The organism is Stenotrophomonas sp. ISL-67, assembly GCF_018612915.1.
Lineage (GTDB): Bacteria > Pseudomonadota > Gammaproteobacteria > Xanthomonadales > Xanthomonadaceae > Stenotrophomonas.
The window spans coordinates 91066-112646 of sequence record NZ_JAGGRL010000005.1 but is presented as its reverse complement, the minus strand read 5'-3'; the positions used below and the strand labels follow the sequence as shown (position 1 = coordinate 112646).

Sequence of the window (21581 nt, the reverse complement as noted above, 5' to 3'; positions counted from 1 at the left end):
GATAAAAATGGCGTAGAGCGGGGCTCTGCCCCGCTGAAAGGCTCTGCCCCGCTTCGCGGAAATAATCGAAAAAATGCTCTTCATATCAGCCTCAGAACGGCACCAGCGCCGAGTTGAAGAAACGACTCAGCCAGCCCATCGCATTGGACTGCGCAACGGGACCGCGGCCGCCGTAAACGATGCGGGCATCGGCCACGCGGCTGGAAGGAATGGTGTTGTCCGGGAAGATGTCCGCCGCACGCACGACGCCCTGCACCTGCACCAGCTCATCGCCCTGGTTCAACCGCAGGTTCTTGGCGCCCTGCACGACCAGGTTGCCGTTGGGCAGGCGCTGCATCACGGTGACGGTCACGCTGCCCTGCAGGCGGTTGCTCTGCGCGCTGGTGCCCTTGCCGGTGAAGTCGCGCGAGCCGGTCGCGCTGGCACCCAGGATGTCCTTGCCGCCCAGGGTCACCGGTGCACCGAACAGGGTGGGCGTGCCCAGCGCAAGGTTGGATTCCTTGTCAGTACTGGTGTTGGCGGTGGTCTGCGCGGTGGTGCTTTCGGTCAGGGTGATGGTCAGCAGGTCACCGACATCACGCGCGCGGCGATCCGAGTACAGCTGCAGCCCGGGGCCGGCGGCGTAGATCGCGCCAGCCGTGGCGGGCGCGCTCGGCGCAACCACCGGTACCACCGGCGCCATCGCCGGGTAGGGGCGCACGTCGCCTGCAATGACGCAGCCGCCAAGCAGGGCGATCACGGCGCTGGCGAGCAGCAGGCGAAGGGTAGGGCGCAGAGGCGACATGGCAGGTTCCCGGTTCAACCGATCAGACGTTGTTGTTGAGATAGCCGAGCATGGAGTCGGTCGTGGAGATCGCCTTGGCGTTCATTTCGTAGGCGCGCTGGGTTTCGATCATCGACACCAGCTCTTCGACCACGTTGACGTTGCTGCCTTCCAGCGCACCCTGCACCACGCTGCCCAGGCCGTTCAGGCCGGGGTTGCCGTTCTGTGCCGGGCCAGAGGCGGTGGTTTCCAGGAACAGGTTTTCACCGCGTGCCTGCAGGCCTGCCGGATTGACGAAGTCGGTCAGGGTGAGCGCGCCAATTTCGACCGAAGCGGCGTCGTCGGCCATCTTCACGCTGATGGTGCCGTCGGTACCGATGGTCAGCGACTGCGCCCCTTCCGGAATCTGGATGCCCGGCTGCACCGGGTAGCCGCTGTTGGTGACCAGCTCGCCATCCTGGTTGCGCTGGAACGAACCATCACGCGTGTAGGCCGACGAACCATCGGGCATCTGCACTTCGAAGAAGCCACGGCCGTTGACCATCACGTCCAGCGCGCGGCCGGTCTGCTGCTGGCTACCCTGTTCGAAATTCTTCGACGTGGCCACCACGCGCACGCCGGTACCCAGCTGCAGGCCGGTCGGCAGCTGCGTCTGTGCCGAGGAGGAACCGCCAGGCTGGCGCACCTGCTGGTACAGCAGGTCCTCGAAGCTGGCACGGTCCTGCTTGAAGCCGGTGGTGTTGGTGTTGGCGAGGTTGTTGGAAACCACCGACATGCGCGTCTGCTGCGCATCCAGTCCGGTCTTGGCGATCCACAATGCCTGGTTCATGGCCTTGTTCCTGTGTTGGTGCGGGTGGCCACCCGGGGTGGCCGTTGTTCTGGCTGATGCATGGCGCGTGCCACAACCGCGCCAGGATTACGTCGGGGCTGCCGCTCAGCTGCCCAGGCGCAGCAGGGAATTGGCGCTGCGGGCGTTTTCGTCGCCGTGCTTGATCACCTTCACCTGCATTTCGTACTGCCGCTGCAGCTGGATCATCTGTACCAGCGCGCCGGCGGCATCGACGTTGCTGCCTTCCAGCTGGCCGCTGTCCAGCGACTTGCCCTGGGCCTGCACGAACGGCTGCTGCGGGTCGGTATTGCGCATCAGTCCGTCCAGCCCGCGCTCCAGCCGCGCATCCTCGGCCGCCACCACGCGCAGGCGGCCGATCACGGCCATGGTCTGCGGGCCTTCGCCCTGCGGGATGATCGAGATGGTGCCGTCGTTGCCGATGTCCATTGCCTGGTGCGGCGGAACCGCGATAGGCGCGCCGTTCTCGTCCAGCACCGGGTGGCCGCCGGCGGTGACCAGCTGGCCGTTCGGCGTGATCGACAGCGACGCGCCGCGCGTATAGGCCTCGCCGCCGCCAGTCGGCGCCTGCACGGCAAGCCAGTTGCCGGCGTCCAGCGACAGGTCCAGCGCATTGCCGGTGACGTGCTGGGCGCCCTGGCGCCGGTTGAAGCCGGCATCAACGTGCAGGGCGTCCACGCGCGAGGCGTAGCCGGCGCCCTTGATCGGGAAGGCCTCGGTGTTGGCGAGGGCTTCCTTGAATCCGGGCGTATCGGTGTTGGCCAGGTTGTGCGACAGCGTACCCTGCGCCTGCAGGGACGCACGTGCACCGGTCATCGCGACGTAGAGTGCCTTGTCCATTGTTGTGTTCCCGTGCTGCGTCGATCAGTGGCTCATCAACGGATGTTGATGATGGTCTGGGTGATCTGGTCCATGGTGGAAACCATCTGCGAGTTGGCCTGGAAGTTGCGCTGGGCGGTGATCATGTTGACCAGCTGTTCGGTCAGGTCGACCGTGGAGGCTTCCAGCGAACCGGCCTGGACCTTGCCCAGGTTGGAGCTGTCTGGCGCACCCGTACGCGGGGTGCCGGAGCCGAAGGTTTCCACCCACAGGTTGTTGCCCTTGGCTTCCAGGCCCTGCGCGTTGTTGAAGGTGGTCAGCGCGACCTGGCCCAGCGCCTTGTCGTCGCCGTTGGTGTAGCGGGCGTAGACCACGCCGTCTTCAGACACGGTGATTTCGTTGAGCTTGCCGGCCGCGTAGCCATCCTGCTGGGTGTTGCGCAGCGCGAACTTCTCGCCGTACTGGGTCGAACCGGTGACATCCAGGGTCATTGCCAGGGTGCCGGCGCCGGTGGTGGGGGTGAACGGATCCATCACGATCTGGCCGTTGGCCGGGTTGGTCAGCGCGCCGGCGTCGTTGAAGTTCAGCGTGGTCGGGGTGCCGACCGCCTGGCCATCGACATAGTTGTAGACCTGCCATTCGTTGGCGTTGGCGGTCTTGACGAAGTAGGAGGTCTGGGTGTGGCTCACGCCCAGCGAGTCGTACACGGTGATGCCGCCGGTGGACTGGTTGTAGCTGTTGGAGTCGGTCGGGTCGAACGTGCCCAGGGTCGGTTCACTGGCGTTGGCCGGCAGGGTGAAGGCCACGTTGACCTTGCCGGTCTGCTGGGGCGGGCTGTCGGTGGTGAGCAGCTGCAGGTCGGTGAGGCGGCCGCTGTCGAAGCTGGTGCCATCGGCGTTCGGCGCGAACACCTGCAGGCGTGCGCCCTGTGGGTTGGTCACGTAGCCGGCCTGGTCGGTCTGGAAGTTGCCGGCGCGCGAGTACACGCGGGCACCGTTCATGCTCATGGTGAAGAAGCCCTCACCGGAAATCGCCATGTCCAGGCTGCGCCCGGTCTGCTCGTTGTTGCCCTGCGAGAACTGCTGGGCCACGTTGCTCAGGCGCACGCCCGAACCTACCGCGTTCTTGGACAGGCCGTAGCTGGTGGCCGAGAACAGGTCGGCGAACTCGGCGCGCGATTCCTTGAAGCCGGTGGTGTTGACGTTGGCGATGTTGTTGGCGGTGACGTTCAGGTCGGCATTGGCGGCATTGATGCCGGACAGCGAAACATTGAAGCCCATGGGGTTCTCCTTGGATGCGTGACGAAGGGACTCAGCTGACGCGCAGCACGTATTCGATCGGGGCCGTGCCCAGGCCCTTGAGGTTGAGGTACAGGCCGTCCGAGCCGACGGTGACGCTTTCCACCGGCGCTTCGACGTAGGTATTGATCTTGGTCTGGGTGCCGGCGCTGTCGGTATGGGTGGCGGCGATGGTGTAGCTGCCGGCGGCCATGCGGTTGCCGTTGGCATCCTTGCCGTCCCAGTTGAAGGTGACTTCACCGGCTTCCTTGGCTTCCACGCTCAGCTGGGTGACCTTCACCCCGTTGGCATCGGTGATGTCCACGGTGACGAAGCCGGCACCGGGGGCGGCAACCATGCCGCTGGTATCGCCTTCGGTTTCCAGCTGCCATTTGGTGGACGGCACCAGCACGTCGTGACCGACCAGCGCGGCACCGCGCAGCACCTGGTCGCCGGCCATCGATTCCTGGAAACCCTTGACCGTGCTGTTGAGGTCGTTGATGCCCTGCACCTGCGACAGCTGCGCCATCTGCGCCACCATCTGGGTGTTGTCCATCGGCTTGAGCGGGTCCTGGTGTTGCAGCTGTTCGGTCATCAGGCGCAGGAAGTCGGCCTGGTCCAGGGTGTCCTTCTTCTTGGTGGTATCGCTGTTGGGCGCATTCAGGCCCAGGGCGCTGTAGATATCGGTGTTGCCGACGCCGGTGGTGGTGCTCATGACGGTATGTCCTGCAATAAGTAAGGTCAGCGACCCATGGTCAGGGTGGCCAGCGCCAGTTCCTTGGCGGTGGTGAGCATCTCCACGCCGGCCTGGTAATTGCGCGAGGTCGAGATCAGGTTGACCATCTGGGCGACGGGGTCGACATCGGGCTGGTAGATGTAGCCGTCGCCATCGGCGAGCGGATGGCCGGGCTCGTAGCGCTTGATCGGCGCGGCGTTGCTCTGGCTGATTTCCTTGACCTGGACGGTAGTGATGTTCGGATCGGTGCGGCTGGTGACCGACTGGAAGATCGGCTCCAGCGGCTTGTAGACGGCATCGGCCGAGCCGGCGATGGTGTCGGCGTTGGACAGGTTGGAAGCCAGCGTGCTCATGCGCACGGACTGGGCCTGCAGCGCCGAACCGGCGATATCGAAAATGGGCAGGTTGCTCATGGCTTATTGCCCCGTGATCGCGGTGAGCATGGAGCGCACCTTGGATTCGACGAAGCTCAGCGAGGCGCGGTATTCCAGCGCGGCGCGGCCATAGGCGGCGCGCTCGGCATCCGGGTCGACGGTGTTGCCGTCGATGCTGGGCTGCACGCCTTCCTTGGTGACCTGGAACGGGTTGAGCCCGCCGCCGATGGCGAAGTGCTGCTCATTGGTGGTGCGCATGAGCCCGTTGCTGTCGGCACCCTGGGCGTTGCGCAGGGCGGCATCGAAGTCCAGGTCCTGGGCCTTGTACCCGGGGGTATCGGCATTGCTCAGGTTGCTGGCAATCAGCTTCATCCGCTGCTCGCGCAACGGCATGGCCTGGGCATGGACACCCAGATAGTCGGAAATCAGGTTGGGCATGGCGCTCTCCCACGGGACGATGTGGGGGAGGGTGCAAGGGGTGTGCCAGAAAGGGGGGGCGGGTTGGTTGATCCGGATCCCAATGGGCCCGTGGTTGATTGACCCCGATCCCAATGGGCCCATGGTTGATTGACCCGGGTCCCGATGGGCCCATGGTTGATTGATCCCGATCTGCGGACGTTACGTAACAATTCGTAGCCCCGGCCGTTGGCCGGACACCGCGCGCAGCGCGGCCCAAGTGTCCGGAGGCGGTCACGCAACGATGGCGGCCAACACCCCGGCGTTTAGAGGTTCCGAAGCCGCCTGTCAGGGGGTTCATGACCCCGGAACGAAGAGCAGCCGGCCAACGGCCGGCGCTACCGTCGGCTTCGGAACCTTTAAACGCCGGACGCATGACCGGAACGGCATTTTTGCCGCCTCCGGACACTTGGGCCGCGCTGCGCGCGGTGTCCGGCCAACGGCCGGGGCTACGAACCGTTACGGGCCCATCGGGATCCGGATCAATCAACCATGGGCCCATCGGGGACCCGTATCCATCAAACGGTGGCCGCCACCCGGTAGCGCCGGCCGTTGGCCGGCCCTCGGGGTGCCCGGCGCCACGCAGGGCGTGACCTACGCGGCCTCGGCGACCTTTCGCAGGCGGTCGAGCACGAAATCCGCCAGTTCGTGCGGGGAATACTTGGCCACGAACGCGTTGGCGCCGACCCGTTCGACCATGGCGTTGTTGAATACGCCCGACAGCGAGGTATGCAGCAGCACGTACAGACCGGCCAGACCGGGATGGCGACGGATTTCCGTCGTCAGGGTGTAGCCGTCCATGGCGGGCATTTCAATGTCCGAAATGACCATGGCGTAGCGCTCGGCCGGGTTTTCGCCGGCGGCGTGGATCTGCAGCAGGTGGTCCAGCGCCTGCTTGCCATCTGACAGCAGGGTGGCACCCACGCCCAGCTGGTCCAGCACGCTGCGGATCTGCTGGCGGGCCACGCGCGAGTCGTCCACCACCAGCACCTGCAGTTGCGGGGCGTCGGCCGGCAGCGCCATCGACGGGTCCAGCACGGCCTCGCCACGGATCTGGGCGATGTCGGCCAGCACGCTTTCCACGTCGATCACCTGGATCAGCTCGCCCTGGAAACGGGTCACTGCGGTGAGGTAGCTCGATTCGGCGCCCAGCTCCGGCGGTGGGTGGATGTCTTCCACCGCAATATTGACGATCCGTTCCACGCCGCTCACCAGGAAGCCCTGGATGGAGCGGTTGAACTCGGTCACCACCAGGTAGCCCGGCGTCTTATCGGCGTCCGGCTCGCGTTCGGGGTGGCCAATCGCCAGGCCCAGGTCCAGTACCGGCACCGAGCGGCCACGCACGTCGGCCACGCCGGCGAACTGGCTGGGCAGCCCGGGTACCTGGAACAGGTCCGGCCGGCGCAGGACTTCCTGCACCTTGAACACGTTGACGCCAAAAAGCTGACGTCCGCCAAGGCGGAACAGCAGCAGGGCGAGGCGGTTGTGGCCAGCCAGGCGTGTTCGCTGGTCGATGCGGTTGAGCAGGTCATGTGACATGGAGGGGGTATCGGCGCCAACGGCGATCACTTGAGCGGGGTGCGGTGCATGTGAACGGCACGGCGCTTGCAGGGTGCTGCACATGTGCCATGCCCCCGGAGCCGCCATGCGTGTCCTTGTTATAGCTGCCATCTTCATCGCGACCTTGGCAGGTGCGCCTGCGCACGCCCAGGCAGGCGGCTGGCAGCCGGTGGACAGCATCCGTGCCGCCGCGCTGTCCACGTTGCCGGCCGGCAGCGAAGGCGACACCACCCTGGATTCGGCACTGCGCCTGCCGGCATGCGGCCAGGACCTGCGCGCCCAGCCGACCGGTACCAGCACCGTGGAGGTCAGCTGCCCCGATGCCGGCGGCTGGCGCCTGTTCGTGCCGGTCAAGGTACGCCGCAACCAGACCGTGCTGATCCTCAACCGTGGCATTGCCGCTGGAGAAACGCTGGCGGTGGCCGATATCACGACTGCACAGCGCGACGTGGCCCGCATCGCCGGTGCCGCCCTGGCCGACCCGGCCGCGGCGGTGGGGCGGGTGGCCCGGCGTACGCTGAGTGCCGGCAGCCTGTTGTCGGCCAGCGACCTGGTGGCCCAGCGTCTCATTCGCCGGGGCGACAGCGTGGCCCTGGTCTCCCGCTTTGGCGGTGTGGAGGTCCGGGTGGCGGGGAAGGCGCTGGCCGATGCAGGTGAAAATGAACGCGTATCCGTGGAAAATCTGTCGTCACGCAAGGTAGTCCAGGGCACGGTGGCGGCCAGTGGCGACGTTTTTGTGACGCGCTGACCACTCCAACACGCAAAATCTCCTAAAGATGGCGGCCGCCGTGCCGTTATCCCTTGTGAACCGTAACTCCCAGGACAACCCATGAGCCAGAAAATCGACGGCAACCTGCAGGCGACCGCCCATCTGCGCAGCATCGCGCCGGGGAACAAGCCCAGCGTGAGCACCGATGCCCCGGCGCGCCCGGTGGAAGCGGCCGACAGCCTGCGGCTGACCGGTGAGGCCACCAGCCTGCAGGCGCTGCAGCGCGAGCTGAGCACCGCCCCGGCGATCGATGCCGGCCGGGTCCAGGCCGTGCGCGAGTCGCTGCAGAACGGCACCTACAAGATCAATCCGGACGCGATCGCCTCGCGCATGCTGGAGCTGGACCAGCAGCTGCAGGGATGAAGCTGGCCATGAGCGAGCCATTGCAGCGCCTCAGCGATGCCTTGGACGTCGAACGCCAGGCATTGGTGGAGCATGACGTCCAGTCGTTGATCCGCGCCACCAGCGCCAAGCTCGATGCGCTGCGTGCGCTGGAGCAGGTGTTGCCGGTAGGGCAGAACGAGCGCCTGCAGGAGCTGGCCGAGCGCAACCGCGCCAACGGCGTGCTGCTGGCGCGGCGCCGCCGCGAGGTCAACTGGGCCCTGCGCCAGCTGGGCCGCAGCGAAGCATCGTCCGCGTACGACGCCAAAGGCCAGGCCAACACCCTGCACACACGGCGGCCGCTGGCCGTCGCGTAGCGCCGGCCTCTGGCCGGCCTTCGTAATGTGTCCAACACGGATATAGTGGGCGCCTGTTTCAACTGCCCGATGTGACCGTGACCGTGCCCACCACTTTTGTCACCGCACCGCTGCCCCCGCAGCCGGTTCTGCTTGCGCTGTTCGAGCGCATCAACGAAGGCGTACTGCTGTTCCGCGATGACGGCAGCGTGGCCGTGGCCAACGCTGCGGTGCGCGGCATGCTGGGTCAGGCCGAAATCGACGCTGGCGTGGATCCCGCGCAATGGCTGCGCCAGCTGCTGCCCCCCGACGCGCTGGAACATGCGCGCCTGCAGGGCCACTGGAACGGCAGCCTGCCGGTCGGCGAGCGCATGGTGATTGCGCATGTCTACCAGCAGGAGGATGCTGGCAGGCGCCATTACCTGGCGCTGTTCCGACGCATTGAAGGCCAGGAAGACTATGAGCGCGAGCTGCAGCAGCGCCATGCGGAACTGCGCCAGGCCTACCTGCGCCTGAACGGTACCCAGGAGAAGCTGCTGCAGTCGGAAAAGATGGCCTCCATCGGCCAGCTCGCGGCCGGCGTGGCGCACGAGATCAACAATCCCATCGGCTACGTGCACTCCAACCTGGGCAGCCTGCAGGAATACCTGCGCAGCCTGTTCACGGTGATCGAGGCCTACGAGCGGGCGCTGCGCGCGCCGGACCCGAAGGCCTTGATCCCGGAGATCGATGACATCCGCACGCGTTTCGACATCGACTTCATCAGCCGCGATCTGCCGCAGCTGATGGCCGAATCGCGCGAAGGGATCGAGCGGGTGACGCGGATCGTGCGCGACCTGAAGGATTTCTCGTATTCGGGTCGGGATGAGTCTTGGAAGCTGGTCGACCTGCATTCGGGCCTGGAATCGACCATCAACATCATCTGGAACGAGCTGAAGTACAAGGCCGAGCTCAAGCGTGAATTCGGCCAGCTGCCGCTGGTGGAATGCCTGCCGTCGGAGCTCAACCAGGTGTACATGAACCTGCTGCTCAACGCCGGCCACGCCATCGCCGAGCGCGGCACGATCACGGTGCGCTCGGGCGTGGATGGCGAGAACGTGTGGGTGGAGTTCGAAGACACCGGCGGCGGCATTTCGCCGGAACTGCGCCAGCGCATCTTCGATCCGTTCTTCACCACCAAGCCGGTGGGCAGCGGCACCGGGCTGGGCCTGTCGATTTCCTACAGCATCATCAACAAGCACCACGGCCGCATCGACCTGGACAGCACCCCCGGCGTGGGCTCGACATTCCGCCTGGTGTTGCCGATCAAACAGCCGCGCTGACAACGTGCGTGCATTGCGGTAGAGCCGGGCTCTGCCCGGCTGCTCCATGCATCTGGGCGAACAGCCGTGGTGTGCGCGGTGTCCCTGGCTTGGGCCGGCGGCGGTGGGTTTTGCGGCCCACGCCGGCTCTCGACGCCTACGCTGCCAGATTCCGAACAGATAAGGCTTGTAGAAAACATCCATGTTTTCTACAGTCCCGCAAACCCACCCCCACCGACCCTTCGACAGTTGGCCGGTGGTCACAGGTGAAGCCGACGCGCGAAACGCGGTAGCGCCGGCCGTTGGCCGGCCCTCCAAATGCGTACCCCGTTCGAAACAATGCGTCACCGTGCCGATCAGCAGGGCCGGCAGTCGTCTGGCGACCGACCCTACCGCCGTCATGCGCGATGATTGCCGTCGCGTAGTGACACGCCATGCGTGTCTGCCTTTTCCCGCCCCGCACATAGCAGTGAATCGCTGCTCTAAGCCTATTCGCCCTCAGGCGCCTGCATCGCCGCCGGTTGCGCGGTGTTGGCCCTGCGCTGTTCTTCGTGCGTGCGGAACGCCTGGTGGATGTGCTTGCGCAGCTCGTCGTCGTTCCAGGGCTTGGTCAGGAAGCGGTAGATCGCGCCGCGGTTGATCGCGTCCGTCACCGTATTGAGGTCGGTGTAGCCCGACAGCACCAGCCGGATGGTGTCCGGGTACAGCATCTTCACCCGGCCCAGGAACTCGGTGCCGCTCATGTCGCTCATCCGCTGGTCCGACAGGATCACCTGCACGTCGTTGATCGCCAGCAGGTCGAACGCATCGCGCACATTGCCCGCCGCCAGGATCCGGTAACCATCGCGGCGGAACAGGCGCACCAGCGAACGCAGCACGTTTTCCTCGTCGTCCAGCAGCAGCAGCGTGCGGTCCGGCCGGGTTTCGGCAAACGCCTCCGGGCGCAGGTAGCGGCGGCGCAGCGTCATGCCGGCCGCGTCGGCCGACATCGGCTCGCCGAACAGGTAGCCCTGGAACACGTCGCAGTCGTTACGGCGCAGGAAGCCCAGTTGCGCCTGTGATTCGACCCCGTTGGCGATTACGGTCATGCCCAGCTGGTGGCCCATGGCGATGATCGCGCGGGCGATGGCCGCTTCGCGGTTGCCGGCCGGGGCGCTCTTGATGAAACTGCGGTCGATCTTCAGCTTGTCCACCGGATAGCGCACCAGCGCGCTCAGGCTGGAATCGCCGGTGCCGAAGTTGTCCAGGCTGAGGCTGATGCCTTCATTGCGCAGGTTGACCAGTGTTTCGTGGACGAAATTCACGTTGTTGGTCAGCGCACTTTCGTTTATCTCCAGCGTGAGCATGTGCGCCGGCACGCCTGCGGTCTGCAGCACTGCCATGACCTCGGCGAAGAAGTTCGGGCGCAGCAGCTGCAGCGTTGACACGTTCACCGCGATGGAGAAATCATCGAAGCCCTGGTCACGCCACGACCGTGCCTGCTTGAGCGCACCTTCCAGCACCCACGTGCCGATCTGCACGATGATGCCCAGCCGCTCGGCGGTGCGCATGAAACGTTCCGGCACCAGCATGCCCAGCGTCGGCGACTGCCAACGCAGCAGCGCCTCCATGCCGACCACGTGGCCATCGCGGGCGCTGACCAATGGCTGGTAGCGGAGCTTGAGTTCGCCATTGGGAATGGCGTCCACGATCTGGCGCGCGATGATGCTCTCGCTGTGCGCGCTGGACGGCGTATTCACCGCGTGGATGCGCACCGCATTGCCACCTTCGCGCGCAGCCTGGTAGAGCGCGTCCTCGGCGTGGTCGAGCAGGCGCGAGGTGTCGGTGGCATGCTCCGGGCACAGGCTCACGCCCAGCTTGCCCGTCATGAACAGCGTGTAAGGCAGCACCGACAGCGGCAGTTCCAGCTGCTGGCGGATTTCTTCGGCCAGGTCATCGGGCAGCGGGAGATCCGCGGTACGCGGTACCGCAATCAGGAACTCGTCACTGCCATGCCGCCACAGGGTGCCGCGACCCCGCAGGTGGTGTTGCAGGCGCTGCGCCACCAGCACCAGCGCCTGGTCGCCCACCTCGGCGCTCATGTTCTCGTTGACCGACGCGAAGTGGTCGATATCCACGTGCATCACCATCAATGGCGTGCCGCCGGAGGCGGCTTCGGCCACCATTGCCTGCAGCGCGGGATTGCCGGCGCCCAGCCTGGGCGGGGCGTCCTCGATGCTGACCAGCGGCAGGGAAGGGTTCCACATGACTCAATGTTCCAATGTATCAGGGGTGGCAACACCGTCGCTGCGGTAAGGCAGGAACAGGTCGACCAGGGTGCCGGCGCCATGCGCCGACTCGATCTTGAGGGTGCCGCCGGCGCTCTGCGCGCGTTCGCGCATCACGATCAGGCCCAGCCCGCGCGGGCCATCGGGGTCGAAGCCTTCACCGTCATCGCGCACCTGCAGGTGCAGGCCATGGTCCTGCACGTCGTGCAGCTTGAGGTGCACCTGGCTGGCGCGCGCATGGCGCAGCACGTTGGTCAGGCTTTCCTGGGCGATGCGGAAACAGGCCTGCTCGATCTCGCCCTGCGGCCGCCGCGGCAACGCCGCGATGTCGGCCAGCAGCTCGATCGGCGAAGAGCGGAACAGAACCCCGGCCTGCCAGCGCAGCGCCGCCTCCAGGCCGAGGGCATCCAGCTGCGGCGGGCGCAGCAGGGTGGAGATGTCCCGCAGCTTGCCAACGGTGGCGTCAGCCAGCTGGATGATCTGTGCCAGGTCTTCGCCGCGCCGCTGCGGGTCGGCCTCGTCCTGGGCCGCATAGGCCGACAGCTTCATGGCGGTGATGGCCTGGCCGATATCGTCGTGCAGGTCGCGCGAGATCGCGCGGCGCTCGTCTTCCTGCAGCGAGAACAGCCGTCCGGCCATGGCCTGCAGCTCGCGGTTGCTGGTTTCAAGCGCCTCGCGGATACGTTCGGGTTCGCTCAGGTCGCGCACGATCAACAGCTTGCAGTTGCGCCCGCCGTAGCGCACGTCGCCAACCGCAAGGCCGGCCTGGAACCGTTCCCCGCCATGCCGGCGCATGCCGATCACTTCGCTGACGCTGCTGGGCAGCGGAATGGGTGCGAACAACTGCGCGCGTACGCGGGCGAGATCCGTGGCTACGACCAGCGCGGAGAGCGGCTCACCCAGCAGCGTGTGCTGGCCATAGCCGAACTGCGCGGCAGCGCAGGCATTGGCGTACAGCACATGTTCGTCCGACAGGATCACCACGCCATCGGGCAGCACCCGCACCAGCTCGCGGAACTGCTCTTCGCGCTCGCGCAGCAGGCGCCGTGACTGTTCGCGCTCGGTCACATCCTGCAGGGTGCCCAGTACGCGTGGCCGGCCGGCGTCATCAGTACCGCTCTCGGCACGCAGATGCACCATCAAGGCACGCCCGTCCATGGCCAACAGGGGCAGCAGCAGGTCGATCTGCACCCGCTCGCCGCGCATGTCCTGCAGCAGCTGTTCGCTCAGCGCAGCGGTCGCAGGGTCGGCCGGGACCAGCAGTTCCTCGAAGCGGTGCCAGCGCCGCGCTTCGGGGGGGCGCCGGCCAAGCAGGTGGTAGACCTGGTTGGAATAGCGGCCCAGCCCGGTGGAGGGATCGACTTCCCACGCGCCGATGCGGGCCATTTCGTGCGCTTCCTCAACCCGGGTCAGGGCCTGGTCGCGGCGGCGCAGTGCCTGGTCTTCGCGGGTGCGGTCGATGGCGATCAGCAACCGTGCCGGCCGCCCGGCGTAGTCGAGGTAGTTGCTGCGCATCTCCATGCGCCGGAGGGTGCCATCCTTGAGCACCAGATCGGCGGTGATCACGCACAACTGGTCCGGTTGCGTGCGGATCTTTTCCAGCGTTGCGGCCAGCGCCGCTTCGTCGCCGGGCGGCCACAGCGCGGCCATCGACATGGCGGTGAACGCGTCGCGGCTCCAGCCGAACAGGTTGCAGGCCGCGGGGTTGACGTCCAGGACCTCCAGTGTCTCCAGGTCGTACACCAGGATCGGCCCCGGGTTGCCTTCAAACAGCTGGCGGTGGCGTTGTTCAGAGTGCTCCAGCTGCGCATGGGTCTGCAGCACGTGCTGGGCCAGTGGGCGCAGGAGCAGGTAGATCAGGGTACCGCTTACGATGACAAAGAGTGCCCCCTTGGCCGTCTGCCAACGCGCGGCCGTGGCGAGGTCGGCGGTGAGTACCTTCACGGCGGCGTCGCTGCACAGTATCCATACCAGCGCCAGCACCAGGTAGCCGATCACCACCCGCCAGCGATCGCGGCGCAGGGCCTTGGCGAGCGGGTGGTCACGACGGTGCGGGGCGGGTGGGCCGGGCGGGGCGACAGGCATGGGGCGCGACGGGAGCGGTCTGGGTGGGCGGTCCATAGTAGTGGCAGGGGCGCCCCGGGCGCACGCGGCACTCAACTATCGAGCAGAACCGCCGCTAACGATTGCGTTCCCGGCTGTCGGGTGCGTTATCGGAGTCAAACCGCGTGGACCAAGGCATCATCGCGAGTCTGCTGCAGCACCCCCTGGCATCGGCCCTGGTCATCCTGGACCGGACCGGGCGCCCGCTCGCCGCCAATCCGGCAGCGCGCGAACATGGGTTGCCGGCAACCGTGGCGGCCTACGCCGAGCTGCTGGAAGACTTGCGGCTGCTGGCGGCCGATGGCGGCCTGGTACCCTGCCAGCTGCCTGGCGGCCCGCGCGGACGCTTCGAGGGCTGGATGCGCGCCGTGCACGATGCCGACGGCAACCTGCTGGCCTTTACCCTGAGCGTGCCGGAGCCGGTGGCTGACACCCCCACCGACATCCAGGCGCAGAAACAGATGGAAACCCTGCTGCTGGAGCAGCAGGTGCACCTGCGGGAAGCCCAGCGCATCGCCAGCATGGGCAGCTGGTCGTGGGATCCGGACAGCCGCCAGTTCTGGTGGTCGCCGGAGTTCCGCGCCCTGCTTGGCGTGGGCGACGCCCCGTTGAACGGACGCCGGCACTGGCTGCGCCTGCTCGAGCCGCGTTCGCGCCGCCTGCTGCGCCAAGCCTGGCGGCGCATGCTGCGTGATGGCACGCCCAGCATGCTGGCGCTGGAGCTGCCGCGCGAAGGCAGCGGCGCGCTGCACCTGCGGCTGTGGATGCAGCCGCTGCTGGGCCCGGACGGGCGCATCCAGCGCCTGCTGGGCCAGGTGCAGAACATCACCGAGCAACACCAGACCGACGCACTGATCCGCTGGCGCACCGAACTGCTCAACCGGGTCTCCGCGCTGGGCCGGATCGGCGGCTGCGAAATCGAGGTGGCTACCCGCCACATGCAGTGGACCGAGGAGTGCTACCGCATCCACGGCCTGCGCAAGGCGTTGATTACCCTCGATCAGGCGCTGGCGCTGTACACGCAGGATTCGCGCGAAGCATTCGAGGCCGCGCTGGCGCGGATCGCCGCCGGCGGCCTGCCCGAACAGCTGGACCTGTGTTTCTACCGCCAGTCCGGCCTGCGCATCTGGGTGCAGGTGCTGATCGAACTGGACCACCGCGATGGCCTGCCGACCCGCTTCGTGGTGCTGTTCCGTGACATCACCCGCGAGCGCGAAGCCAACGAGCGGATCGAGCTGCTGGCACATTACGACCTGCTTACCGGCCTGCCCAACCGCATGCTGCTGCGCGAGCAGACCGCCGACGCCATCGAGGAAGCACGCGACCGCGGCGCGCCGCTGGCGATGTTGTTCATCGACCTGGACGGCTTCAAGACCATCAACGATACCTTCGGCCACGCCACGGGCGATGCGCTGCTGAAGGCCGCGGCCGCGCGGCTGCACCAGAACCTGCGCAACGCCGATCTGTTCGGCCGTTTCAGCGGCGATGAATTCATCGTGGTGCTGCGCGATCTTGCAGGCCCGGAAGATGCCGGACACATGGCGCGCAAGCTGATCGCCTCGCTGGCCGAGCCGTTGCAGCGGGGTGACAGCACCCTGAAAGTGGGGGCCAGCGTGGGCATCGCGATGCTCGACGAGGGGCGCACGGATTTCGATTCGCTGCTGCGTGCGGCCGATGCGGCGATGTACGCCGCCAAGGAAGCTGGGCGCAATACCTATCAGTACTACAGCCAGGACGCGCTGCTGCGCATCCAGCGCAAACTGGAGATCGAGCATGCACTGCTCGGCGCGATCGAGCGCGAGGAATTCAGCCTGGCCTACCAGCCGCTGCTGCATGCCGCGCACGACCAGCCGCCGGCCATCGAAGCGCTGCTGCGTTGGCACCGGCCCGGTATCGGCTATTGCAGCCCGACCGAGTTCATTCCCATTGCCGAGAAGTGCGGCGAGATCGTCCGCATTGGCGACTGGGTGCTGTCCGAGGCTTGTCGCCAGGCCGCGGCGTGGGACAGGGCGGGCCTGCGGTTCGATCGCATCGCGGTGAATGTCTCGGCCGTGCAGTTGCGCGACCGTGGCTTTGCCGAGCGCGTGATCGACATCTGCCATGCCCATGGCTGGGCGCCGCAGCGGCTGGAACTGGAACTGACCGAATCGGCGCTGATCCGCGACACCGACGTGCTACGGCACTGTTTCGACGTGCTCGAACGCCACGGCGTGCCGCTGGCGGTAGATGACTTCGGGACCGGCTTCTCCAACCTGCATTACCTCAACCGCTTCCCGGTGGGTCGCCTGAAGATCGACCGCAGCTTCGTGCAGGGCATGCTCCACGATGCCGGCACCGCCGAGGTCACCCAGGCGATCGTGCACCTGGGCCACGCGCTGGGCATGAAGGTGGTGGCCGAAGGTGTCGAAACCGAGCAGGAAGAGGCGATGCTGCGCCGGCAGGGCTGCGATGAAATCCAGGGTTACCTGTATTCCAGGCCGCTGACCCCGCGCGATCTGGCGCAGTGGTTGAAGCAGGGCGGGGGGCAGGTGGTGGTCCCCGCTATGGCCGGTGACGCGTTGCGGATTCCGGTGGTGCCTTGACGGTGCGTGGGCCGGCCAACGGCCGGCGCTACCGGTGTCCGGTGCCCGTTTATGATCCCGACGCCGTCGTGTCCATGACCGTTGACGGGCCTGTGGTTGGTTGATCCCGGTCTATGGACGTTACGTAACGGTTCGTAGCCCCGAAGAGAACGGCAGGAGCCGTTCTCAACATCGCGCAGCGATGGCCCGAAGGGTGCCCGCCAGGACGGCGGGCATAACGTTGGCCGGACACCGCGCGCAGCGCGGCCCAAGTGTCCGAAGACCGTTGTTGATCGCTTGCGGCCAACACCCCGGCGTTTACACGTTCCGAAGCCGCACGTCAGGCGTTCATTACCCCGGATCGAAAAGCAGCCGGCCAACGGCCGGCGCTACCGCTTCGGACACTTTAAACGCCGGGGTGTTGGCCGCGAGCGTTACGTAAACGCCTCCGGACGCTTGGGCCGCGCTGCGCGCGGTGTCCGGCCAACGGCCGGGGCTACGAATTGGTACGGGCCCATTGGGATCCGTATCAATCAACCTCGTCTCCGCTCAACCCCAGGTCCCACGCCAATCCCGCCAACGCCGGTTCCAGCGGCGCTGCCGCCGGTGCCGTCGCCAACATTCCCGCAAGTTCCCGTTGCGCCTGCTGTTCCAGCACCGCCAACAGTGCGCGGCCGCTCTTTGGCGGCACGGGCACCGGGGCAGGGCGCACGAGGTCACCCACAGCGTCGGACGACGCACCGTTACCGGCAGTAATCAATTGGCTGGCGGCGTTCAACAGCATGCGGCAATCATCTACAGGTGGGTCAGGGAGCTACACGCACGAAAGCCCCGGCAATGCCGGGGCCCGCGTGGATGCCGTTGCCGGCATGCATCAAGGTGCAACGCTCAGAACAGTTCGACCGCACCGGCCGCCATGCTCTGCTGGCTTACCGGCTTGTGCGGCGGGCGTTCCCACTCGCTGCGCATGTCACGCAGGCGGTTGCCGGTACGCTGCAGCGCGCTGGCCACTTCGGCATCGAACACACCGCCATTGCGGTGCAGCAGTTCCTGCAGGCCCACCGCTTCGCGGTTGATCGAAGTCAGGCGGTCCAGGTGGGTATGCACGCCGCCCAGCGCCTGGGTGGCGATGTCCTCGAACTGCAGGGCACGCACGGCTTCGGCCACGCTGGTGTCGATCGCACGGCCGCACTCGGAAATTTCGCGCATGCCGTCGCCCAGCGAGGCATTGATCTGGGCCACGTTGTCGAGCATCGCTGCCGCTTCGTGGCGCGCTTCGCGGGAGCGGTCCATGTCACGCGAGGCCATGTTGGAGACCGTCTCGCGGACCTTGGCGATCGCGTCCTTGGAGCTGTGGGCCAGCTTGCGGATCTGCTCGTTGAAGGTGGTGGAGCGCTCGGAGAGGTTGCGCACCTCGTCGGCCACCACCGCGAAGCCGCGGCCGGCTTCACCGGCACGGGCCGCTTCAATGGCAGCGTTCAGCGCCAGCAGGTTGGTCTGGTCGGCGATCGACTTGACGTCTTCCAGCAGCGCGAAGATGCCATCCAGGTGCTGCGCCATCTGGTCGATGTGCTGCACGGTGTTGCTGCTCTGGCCGCTGACCTGTTCCAGCGCTTCGACCAGCTGTTCCATGCGGTGGCTGGCGTGCTGGGCGAAACGGGCCACGTCGACGCCGGCGCCACCGTCTTCACCGGCGCGGTCGACGATGCGGGCCAGCGCCTGGCTCTGCTGGCGGGACTTGCGGTTCATGGCATCGAAGCTGCCACCCAGGCCGGCCACGGCCTGGCGGATCAGGTCGCGGGCACGTTCGATTTCGCCGCGCGAACCGTCGATTTCGTTGCCGACGAACGAGCGCAGTTCGGTCAGCAGCTGGTCCTGTTCCCGCATCATGCGGGCATGCTCGGGCGAGCGTTGGGTCTGGGCGCGGGCGGTCCACCAGGCGAACCCCAGCCAGCTGAGCGTCATCGTGGTCAGGATCGCCCAGCGCAGGGCGGCCGGCCATTCGAAGCCGATGGCGAAGGGAAGCAGCAGGGTCAGGACCAGGGGGGCGGCCAGACTAGTGAAGAGGCGTGAGTACATGGACGTTCTCGGGGAGGTGCACGGAAGATGTATCGGCCGTACCCCCGTTTGCTTTAGCCATCGCGCACATTTTTCATGCGCAGCCACGCAGGGCGTGGCTCTACATAGGCATAGTGCCACGCCTTGCGTGGCAAACGGGCACCCTCAGCGCCGGTAGGTGACGCAAGGAACGGCGCCGCCGTTCCTAACGTCGCTTGCGACGGCCCGGAGGGTGCCCGCGTCTGCGGGCATACCGTTGGTCGTCACACCTTTCCGTCAGCGAAGCTGACGGTCAACAGCTTCGATCATCGCCTTGCGCGAGATCAGGAAATCCCAGTACTGGCCGCCGGTCTGGCGCCACAACACCGCCGAACGCACCGCCGCCAGCAGCAGCGCGCGGATCTCGGCCACCACCCCCGCCTGGCCCAGGTAGTGCGGGTTGCCCTGGACCATCACCCTTGGCTTGAGGTGGCTGATGGTGTCGGCGTACAGCCCGCCCAGGCTGGACAGCACGTCCGGGTGGGCGCTGTCGTTCAGTTCGGCCGCCTGGCGCTGGGCGCGGGCGATGCCCTGGCTGACCTGCTCGACCACCTCGTGTTCACGCACGAAGCGGCGCTCCAGCTGCAGCACGGCCAGTGCCAGCTTGGGCAGGATCTCGTCCTGGCCCTGGCTGCGGAAATAGTTGTGCAGCAGGCGCAGGCCCGGGGCAAGGTTGGCGGCGCTGCCGTAGATGGCCTGCGGGCTGTCGGCATCGATCCGGAACACGCTGTCGATCGCGGTGCGGACCACGCTGGCCTCGGAATGGCCGGTTTCGGCGATGCGGCGCACCTGCTGCAGCGCCTGGGCGATGCCAGCCAGGGCAAGGACGCGGTCGTCGATGGAAAAACTCATGCAGCAGATACCTCGAAGGGGGAAGGGGTGGTGCGCAGGCGCTGCTCCAGCGGCGCATCGGTGGCGGCGATCACCGCGCCACCGAGGCAGACCTCGTCGTCATACAACACCAGGGATTGCCCGGGGGTGACGGCGCGCTGTGGTCGCGCGAAGCGTACGTCCACGCTGCCATCGTCGCGCACCCGAACCGTACAGGGCTCGTCCGGCTGGCGGTAACGGGTCTGCGCGGTGCATGCGAATTCCCGGGCGGGTGGGGCCCCGGCAATCCAGTGGGCGGTTTCCGAATGCAGTCGGGTCGACTGCAGCCAGGGGCTTTCGCGATCCTGGTCCACGTACAGCACGTTGCTGGCCACGTCCTTGCCCACCACGTACCAGGGCGCGGCTGGCCGGCCACGCACGCCGCCGATGTTCAGGCCCTCGCGCTGGCCCAGGGTGAAATAGAACACGCCGGGGTGCTCGGCGATCCGGTTGCCGTCAGGGTCCTGGATCTCGCCGGTACGCGCCGGCAGGTAGCGGCCCAGGAACTCGCGGAAATCGCGCTCACCGATGAAGCAGATCCCGGTGGAATCCTTCTTTGCATGTGTCGGCAGGCGCGCATCGCGGGCGATGCGGCGCAGGTCGTTCTTCTGCAGGTCGCCGATCGGGAACAGGGTGGCGGCCAGCTGCGCCTGGCCCAGCTGGTGCAGGAAGTAGCTCTGGTCCTTGCTGCGGTCCGCGCCGCGCAGCAGCGCCCAGCGCCCGCCCACCTGGGCCACGCGGGCGTAGTGGCCGGTGGCGATGCGCTCGGCCCCCAGTTCGCGGGCCGCGTCCAGGAAGTGCTTGAACTTCACCTCGCGGTTGCACAGCACGTCCGGGTTGGGCGTGCGGCCGGCGGCGTATTCGGCCAGGAAGTGTTCGAACACGCCCTGCCAGTACTCGCTGGAGAAGTCGCGGAAATGGAACGGGATGTCGAGCAGGCCGCACACGGCCACCGCATCGCGCCGGTCGTCTTCGGCGCGACAGTCGCCGCTGCCGTCGTCGGCCCAGTTCTGCATGAACAGCCCGGCGACCGGTTCGCCTTGCTGGACCAGGCGCCACGCGGCCACGGACGAATCGACGCCGCCGGAAACGCCGACCATGATGCGCGGGGTGCTCATGCAACCTCCTTCATGATCGACAACGGGTGGCGCTGGCCGGCAAGGAAGTCGGCAACGACCTCCCAGACCAGCGGACTGCGCAGCCGTGAGGGCTCGGCCTGGAGTTCTGCCGGCGCCAGCCACAGTGCGCGCAGGATGCCGGTGTCCAGGGGGCGGCCCAGGTCGTGCGATATCGGCTCGGCCGCATAGGCAAAGCGCAGGAACGGCGTGCCGTCGGGCGCGGTCCACTGGTAGGTACCGATGAAGGCGGTCAGGCGCACCGACCAGCCCGATTCTTCCAGTGTCTCGCGCACCGCGGCGGCGGCCAGGCTTTCGCCCGGCTCCAGGTGCCCGGCCGGCTGGTTGAGCACCGCACGGCCTTCAATGGCTTCTTCCACCAGCAACAGGCGCCCGTCCCGTACCACCACGGTGGCCACGGTCACGTGCGGCGCCCAGCGCAGGTCCTGCACTTCGTTCACGTCAGTATTCGTCCGTTCCAGTCAGTTCGAGTTCCATGGCATCGGCGGTGTGCATGGCCGCGTCGATGGCGTCGCCCAGCGCGTCGGCGCTGGCGTTGGCATCCACCTTCACCACGAACATCGCCAACTGCTCCTGCTTGACCCATGCGCCCAGTTTGGCGTCCTGCGAGTCTTCCAGCAGGCGGTTGGCCACGGCGGCGGAGAACTGCTTGCCCGGCGCGTTGTAGCCCGGCGACCAGATCTCGCGGATCCGGTGCTTGCCATAGTCTTCCACCGCCGAGCGCACGAACACCAGCTGGGTGCGGTCGCCTTCGACGTCGAAGACCAGCTTGTAGTCACCGTCCTCGTCGATCTCATAAGGGTACTTCAGCGTATCCAGCACGCGGCCGACCGCCTTGTCGGGCGTTGCGGCGTGGGCCCCGGACACGGTGGCGGCCAGCAGCAGCGCGGTAGCAATCCTTTTCATGAAAACCCTGTGAACGTCGGTGTCAATGCGTGGATTGTGACGGGGGCAGGGGGCCAACGTCC

At 66.8% G+C, this 21581-nt stretch carries 21 protein-coding genes; 5 read left to right on the top strand and 16 right to left on the bottom strand.

Annotated elements, in window-relative coordinates:
- Positions 1–91: 91 nt before the first annotated feature.
- From flgH to J7J08_RS07330, 8 genes are all read right to left on the bottom strand, one after another.
- Positions 92–784, bottom strand: a complete 693-nt coding sequence (flgH, locus tag J7J08_RS07365; protein ID WP_214903357.1) for a flagellar basal body L-ring protein FlgH — start codon at positions 782–784, stop codon at positions 92–94.
- Positions 785–806: 22 nt separating this feature from the next.
- On the bottom strand, positions 807–1592 hold the full coding sequence (gene flgG, locus J7J08_RS07360) for a flagellar basal-body rod protein FlgG (protein WP_214903354.1): 786 nt from the start codon (positions 1590–1592) through the stop codon (positions 807–809).
- 105 nt (positions 1593–1697) lie between these two features.
- Complete coding sequence (locus tag J7J08_RS07355; protein ID WP_214903351.1) at positions 1698–2450, bottom strand: flagellar basal body rod protein FlgF; 753 nt, start codon at positions 2448–2450, stop codon at positions 1698–1700.
- 35 nt (positions 2451–2485) lie between these two features.
- The gene (gene flgE / locus J7J08_RS07350) at positions 2486–3709 is read right to left on the bottom strand and encodes a flagellar hook protein FlgE (RefSeq protein ID WP_214903348.1); all 1224 of its coding nucleotides are present in this window, start codon (positions 3707–3709) and stop codon (positions 2486–2488) included.
- Between the two features lie 31 nt (positions 3710–3740).
- Positions 3741–4421 carry a flagellar hook capping FlgD N-terminal domain-containing protein gene (locus tag J7J08_RS07345; RefSeq protein WP_214903345.1) on the bottom strand — a complete coding sequence of 227 codons (681 nt, stop codon included), beginning with the start codon at positions 4419–4421 and terminating at the stop codon, positions 3741–3743.
- A gap of 26 nt (positions 4422–4447) precedes the next feature.
- A complete protein-coding gene (flgC, locus tag J7J08_RS07340) occupies positions 4448–4855 on the bottom strand; it encodes a flagellar basal body rod protein FlgC (protein WP_214903342.1) in 408 nt (135 codons plus the stop codon).
- Positions 4856–4858: 3 nt separating this feature from the next.
- A complete protein-coding gene (flgB, locus tag J7J08_RS07335; protein ID WP_214903339.1) occupies positions 4859–5254 on the bottom strand; it encodes a flagellar basal body rod protein FlgB in 396 nt (131 codons plus the stop codon).
- A 612-nt stretch (positions 5255–5866) separates the two neighbouring features.
- Positions 5867–6811, bottom strand: coding sequence for a chemotaxis protein (locus J7J08_RS07330; RefSeq protein WP_214903334.1), 945 nt, complete (start codon positions 6809–6811; stop codon positions 5867–5869).
- Positions 6812–6917: 106 nt separating this feature from the next.
- On the opposite strand from J7J08_RS07330, the gene flgA reads away from it, so the two are divergent.
- The 4 genes from flgA to J7J08_RS07310 all read left to right on the top strand — a co-directional run bounded on the left by flgA (position 6918) and on the right by J7J08_RS07310 (position 9600).
- Complete coding sequence (flgA, locus tag J7J08_RS07325; RefSeq protein WP_214903331.1) at positions 6918–7580, top strand: flagellar basal body P-ring formation chaperone FlgA; 663 nt, start codon at positions 6918–6920, stop codon at positions 7578–7580.
- A gap of 81 nt (positions 7581–7661) precedes the next feature.
- Positions 7662–7964: a flagellar biosynthesis anti-sigma factor FlgM gene (flgM, locus tag J7J08_RS07320; RefSeq protein WP_214903328.1), complete on the top strand. Its 303-nt coding sequence runs from the start codon at positions 7662–7664 to the stop codon at positions 7962–7964.
- A complete protein-coding gene (locus J7J08_RS07315; protein ID WP_093532818.1) occupies positions 7961–8299 on the top strand; it encodes a flagellar protein FlgN in 339 nt (112 codons plus the stop codon). The genes flgM and J7J08_RS07315 overlap by 4 nt, the downstream gene beginning before the upstream one ends.
- Positions 8300–8376: 77 nt before the next feature.
- Entirely contained in the window at positions 8377–9600 is a 1224-nt protein-coding gene (locus J7J08_RS07310) for an ATP-binding protein (protein ID WP_343237716.1), read from the top strand.
- A gap of 467 nt (positions 9601–10067) precedes the next feature.
- Here J7J08_RS07310 and J7J08_RS07305 read toward each other — a convergent pair whose 3' ends face one another.
- Both J7J08_RS07305 and J7J08_RS07300 read right to left on the bottom strand, forming a co-directional pair.
- Complete coding sequence (locus J7J08_RS07305; protein WP_214903321.1) at positions 10068–11825, bottom strand: EAL domain-containing protein; 1758 nt, start codon at positions 11823–11825, stop codon at positions 10068–10070.
- A 3-nt stretch (positions 11826–11828) separates the two neighbouring features.
- Entirely contained in the window at positions 11829–13931 is a 2103-nt protein-coding gene (locus J7J08_RS07300) for a PAS domain S-box protein (protein WP_214903318.1), read from the bottom strand.
- Positions 13932–14074: 143 nt separating this feature from the next.
- On the opposite strand from J7J08_RS07300, the gene J7J08_RS07295 reads away from it, so the two are divergent.
- A complete protein-coding gene (locus J7J08_RS07295; protein WP_343237715.1) occupies positions 14075–16531 on the top strand; it encodes an EAL domain-containing protein in 2457 nt (818 codons plus the stop codon).
- A gap of 508 nt (positions 16532–17039) precedes the next feature.
- Here J7J08_RS07295 and J7J08_RS07290 read toward each other — a convergent pair.
- The 6 genes from J7J08_RS07290 to J7J08_RS07265 form a co-directional block, all read right to left on the bottom strand.
- A complete protein-coding gene (locus tag J7J08_RS07290) occupies positions 17040–17294 on the bottom strand; it encodes a hypothetical protein (protein WP_214903315.1) in 255 nt (84 codons plus the stop codon).
- 104 nt (positions 17295–17398) lie between these two features.
- Entirely contained in the window at positions 17399–18589 is a 1191-nt protein-coding gene (locus tag J7J08_RS07285) for a methyl-accepting chemotaxis protein (protein ID WP_214903312.1), read from the bottom strand.
- Positions 18590–18844: 255 nt separating this feature from the next.
- Entirely contained in the window at positions 18845–19459 is a 615-nt protein-coding gene (gene hflD / locus J7J08_RS07280; protein ID WP_214903309.1) for a high frequency lysogenization protein HflD, read from the bottom strand.
- Positions 19456–20595, bottom strand: coding sequence for a tRNA 2-thiouridine(34) synthase MnmA (mnmA, locus tag J7J08_RS07275; RefSeq protein ID WP_214903306.1), 1140 nt, complete (start codon positions 20593–20595; stop codon positions 19456–19458). Before mnmA ends, hflD begins: the two co-directional genes overlap by 4 nt.
- Positions 20592–21053 carry an NUDIX hydrolase gene (locus J7J08_RS07270; protein WP_214903304.1) on the bottom strand — a complete coding sequence of 154 codons (462 nt, stop codon included), beginning with the start codon at positions 21051–21053 and terminating at the stop codon, positions 20592–20594. Before J7J08_RS07270 ends, mnmA begins: the two co-directional genes overlap by 4 nt.
- A 1-nt stretch (position 21054) precedes the next feature.
- On the bottom strand, positions 21055–21519 hold the full coding sequence (locus J7J08_RS07265) for a hypothetical protein (RefSeq protein WP_214903301.1): 465 nt from the start codon (positions 21517–21519) through the stop codon (positions 21055–21057).
- Positions 21520–21581: the final 62 nt, after the last annotated feature.

What these genes read in the sequence shown, in the direction of transcription:
- flgG (WP_214903354.1), bottom strand. Translation starts at nt 1,592, where the DNA reads ATGAACCAGGCATTGTGGATCGCCAAGACCGGACTGGATGCGCAGCAG.
- flgA (WP_214903331.1), top strand. Translation starts at nt 6,918, where the DNA reads ATGCGTGTCCTTGTTATAGCTGCCATCTTCATCGCGACCTTGGCAGGT.
- flgH (WP_214903357.1), bottom strand. Translation starts at nt 784, where the DNA reads ATGTCGCCTCTGCGCCCTACCCTTCGCCTGCTGCTCGCCAGCGCCGTG.
- J7J08_RS07330 (WP_214903334.1), bottom strand. Translation starts at nt 6,811, where the DNA reads ATGTCACATGACCTGCTCAACCGCATCGACCAGCGAACACGCCTGGCT.
- J7J08_RS07265 (WP_214903301.1), bottom strand. Translation starts at nt 21,519, where the DNA reads ATGAAAAGGATTGCTACCGCGCTGCTGCTGGCCGCCACCGTGTCCGGG.
- J7J08_RS07355 (WP_214903351.1), bottom strand. Translation starts at nt 2,450, where the DNA reads ATGGACAAGGCACTCTACGTCGCGATGACCGGTGCACGTGCGTCCCTG.
- flgB (WP_214903339.1), bottom strand. Translation starts at nt 5,254, where the DNA reads ATGCCCAACCTGATTTCCGACTATCTGGGTGTCCATGCCCAGGCCATG.
- flgC (WP_214903342.1), bottom strand. Translation starts at nt 4,855, where the DNA reads ATGAGCAACCTGCCCATTTTCGATATCGCCGGTTCGGCGCTGCAGGCC.
- J7J08_RS07290 (WP_214903315.1), bottom strand. Translation starts at nt 17,294, where the DNA reads ATGCTGTTGAACGCCGCCAGCCAATTGATTACTGCCGGTAACGGTGCG.
- hflD (WP_214903309.1), bottom strand. Translation starts at nt 19,459, where the DNA reads ATGAGTTTTTCCATCGACGACCGCGTCCTTGCCCTGGCTGGCATCGCC.
- flgE (WP_214903348.1), bottom strand. Translation starts at nt 3,709, where the DNA reads ATGGGCTTCAATGTTTCGCTGTCCGGCATCAATGCCGCCAATGCCGAC.
- J7J08_RS07300 (WP_214903318.1), bottom strand. Translation starts at nt 13,931, where the DNA reads ATGCCTGTCGCCCCGCCCGGCCCACCCGCCCCGCACCGTCGTGACCAC.
- J7J08_RS07305 (WP_214903321.1), bottom strand. Translation starts at nt 11,825, where the DNA reads ATGTGGAACCCTTCCCTGCCGCTGGTCAGCATCGAGGACGCCCCGCCC.
- J7J08_RS07315 (WP_093532818.1), top strand. Translation starts at nt 7,961, where the DNA reads ATGAAGCTGGCCATGAGCGAGCCATTGCAGCGCCTCAGCGATGCCTTG.
- mnmA (WP_214903306.1), bottom strand. Translation starts at nt 20,595, where the DNA reads ATGAGCACCCCGCGCATCATGGTCGGCGTTTCCGGCGGCGTCGATTCG.
- flgM (WP_214903328.1), top strand. Translation starts at nt 7,662, where the DNA reads ATGAGCCAGAAAATCGACGGCAACCTGCAGGCGACCGCCCATCTGCGC.
- J7J08_RS07345 (WP_214903345.1), bottom strand. Translation starts at nt 4,421, where the DNA reads ATGAGCACCACCACCGGCGTCGGCAACACCGATATCTACAGCGCCCTG.
- J7J08_RS07285 (WP_214903312.1), bottom strand. Translation starts at nt 18,589, where the DNA reads ATGTACTCACGCCTCTTCACTAGTCTGGCCGCCCCCCTGGTCCTGACC.